At 75.6% G+C, this 2,611-nt stretch carries 3 protein-coding genes; 1 reads left to right on the forward strand and 2 read right to left on the reverse strand.

Going from position 1 to position 2,611, the window contains the following annotated elements:
- Positions 1 to 215: 215 nt before the first annotated feature.
- Positions 216 to 980 carry an endonuclease V gene (locus ABZ234_RS21760; RefSeq protein WP_344176504.1) on the reverse strand — a complete coding sequence of 255 codons (765 nt, stop codon included), beginning with the start codon at positions 978 to 980 and terminating at the stop codon, positions 216 to 218.
- 94 nt (positions 981 to 1,074) lie between these two features.
- Complete coding sequence (locus ABZ234_RS21765) at positions 1,075 to 1,884, reverse strand: M23 family metallopeptidase (protein WP_355013257.1); 810 nt, start codon at positions 1,882 to 1,884, stop codon at positions 1,075 to 1,077.
- Positions 1,885 to 2,113: 229 nt separating this feature from the next.
- Between ABZ234_RS21765 and ABZ234_RS21770 the strand changes: the two genes are divergently transcribed.
- On the forward strand, positions 2,114 to 2,611 hold a 498-nt coding region (locus tag ABZ234_RS21770; RefSeq protein ID WP_355013258.1), incomplete at its 3' end, for an ATP-binding cassette domain-containing protein.

The following is a 2,611-nucleotide window of genomic DNA, read 5'->3' on the forward strand; positions in this document are numbered from 1 at the left end:
GCGGGCAACACGGGGGGGCCCCCGGACCCCCCCGCCGGCCCGCCCGGCCCCGCGGGGGGGCGCGCCCGCCCCCCCCCGGGCGGGGCGAGGGCCCGGCAGGGCCCGTCGCCGACCGCTGCCGCACGCCCCACGGGCGGGGCGGTCCGCACCACCGTTCCGACGGCCAGCGCGAGCCTCCGTCCGCCTCCCCTCGCGGGGGCGCCCCCCGGCGCGGACTACCCCTTGGCGGCGAGGACCGCCTTGCGGTGCTCGCCGCACAGCCGGTCGGCGTGCCTGACCGGCTCGGGGACGCGGTACTTCGGCGACAGGCGCAGCACCAGCTCGGCCGAGCCCTCCAGGTCCACGCGGTGCCCCACGGACACGTAGACGGGCTTGACGCCGGCGCGGGTGCGCAGGACGCGCCCGATCACCTCCGCGCCCTCCCGGGCCAGCGCGGGCGAGTCGGGGACCACCTCGGAGCGTCCCGCCACCATGGGCGTCCACGACCCGCGCTCGTTCCCCGGCACGGAGTGCTTGCCGTACAGCACGGACTTGGCCGACCCGACCACCGGCAGGTCCAGCAGGACCCCCAGGTGGGAGGCGACCCCGAAGCGGCGCGGATGCGCCATCCCGAACCCGTCGCACAGGTACACGTCGGGGGTCGTCCGCAGCGCGCCCAGGGCCTCCAGGACGGGCGGCAGCTCGCGGAAGCCGAACAGCCCGGAGATGTAGGGGAACGTGGGCTCGGAGGAGATCGCGACGGACTCCACGACCTCCAGGGTCTGCACGTCCAGGATCACGGCCGCCGCCGACAGCGCGGAGTTGTCCGTGGCGTAGCTGACGTCCAGCCCGGCCACCAGCCGCACCGCGTCCACGTCCAGCGGCTCGACGCGCACGCGGTCCGCCAGCACGCGTTGGCGCGCGACGGCCTCCTTGGGGTCGTCCGGCCAGTTCTCGGGGTCGTCCAGCACCCGCGCGACCCGTTCGGCGATCTCCGACACCGTGTTCCCCCGTTCTCGCGGTTCCGATCGGTCCACCCGTCCAACCGTACGCGCACCGGGGTGCGGGCGCGCGCCGGGACGGCACGGCCCCGGCTCAGTCCCGGGGCGGCCCGGGGGCCTCGAAACGCTCGCCGTTCGCGGGGACGCCGACCCCCCGCCAGGTGAAGGGAACGCCCCGGGCGCGGTTCGGGTCGGCCCGGTCCATCAGCTGGAAGTGCAGGTGCGGCTCGGTGGTGTTGCCGGAGTTGCCGCACAGGGCGAGCGTCCGGCCCGCCCGGACGCGGTCGCCCTCGCGCACCCTGAGCGAACCGCGCTGCAAGTGGGCGTAGAGGGCGAAGACGCCGTCCCCCAGGTCGAGCACCACGTGGTTGCCGATCACGGGTCCCGCCCCGCCGAGGCTGCGCACCGTCCCCTCGGCGAACAGGTAGGCGAGCGCCGGGTAGGAGTTGCGGCTCAGGTGGTCGCGCCGGCGGTCGCGGGCGCGGACGACCACGGCGTCCGCCACGGCCAGCAGGGGTTCCCCGAAGGCCGGGAAGTCCCGGTTCCCCCGGACCGGGGGCCACCAGCCGAAGGCCGGGCGCTCCTCGGAGTCCTTCAGGACGTCGATCGCGTACTCCTGGCCGTAGGCGCGGGTGCCGTGGCTGGGGACGCGGTCCGCGGGGCTGTTCAGGGCGGTCCAGGCCCCGGCGACCGGCGGCGCCACCTCGACCGCGCGCGGGGGCGGCCCCCCGCGCGCCAGGCGGCCGAACAGCGGGTTCAGCGCCGCGAGCACGCCGAAAGCCGCCAGGGCGGCCACGTTCCACCACCCGGAGAGGTCGAGGAGCTCCCGGGCCAGGACCACCCCCAGCAGCGCCGCACCGCTCCACAGGAACAGGAGCGAGCACACTCCGGCCGCCGTCCGCATGGCATCCCTCCTCCGGGCGGCACGGGACCGCCCCTCATTTTTCCATAGTTTACGTACATACGGAATTACGCACAAACTCGCCTCGGACCCCGCACGAAGCGGCCGCCGGGCGCGTCGCGCTGTGCGACACCCCACAGCGGCGGATGCTCGGACAGGGGCCCCGGGCGCAGTAGCGTGGAGCCGCTGGTTTTGCACTGACTGGTCAGTTCAAAAAGAGGGGGGCGCAGATATGCGTCGGGCCACCGGAGCGCGCGTCCAGGCCGAGGGCGTCACGCTCGCCACACGCGAGGGCCCCGTCTACACCGGGGTCGGCTTCGTCGCCCGGCCCGGCACGCTCACGGTCTTCCAGGCCGACTCGGGCGGCGGTCGCAGCGCGCTGCTCCTGACCCTGACCGGCAGGATGAGGCCGTCGGAGGGAACCGTGTACGTGGACGGCCACGAGCTGCCCCGCCGGGCCCGCCGGGTCCGGCGGATCAGCTCGCTCGGACTGATGGAGGACGTCAACGCCCTCGACGACCGCCTCCGGGTGCGCGAACACCTCTCGGAGGGCCTGCTCCTGCGGATGCGGCCCGCCGCGAGGGGGCTGGCCGACGAGGCCATGGAGGCCGCCGACCTCGGGGAGCTGGACCGCCGCACCATGGTCAAGGACCTGTCCATGCTCGAACGGCGCCGCCTGGGCGTCGCCCTGGCCCTGCTCGCCGAGCCCCGGCTCCTGGCCGTGGACGAC

The sequence above is a fragment of the Nocardiopsis sp. NPDC006198 genome (assembly GCF_040613895.1).
GTDB classification, from domain to species: domain Bacteria; phylum Actinomycetota; class Actinomycetes; order Streptosporangiales; family Streptosporangiaceae; genus Nocardiopsis; species Nocardiopsis tropica.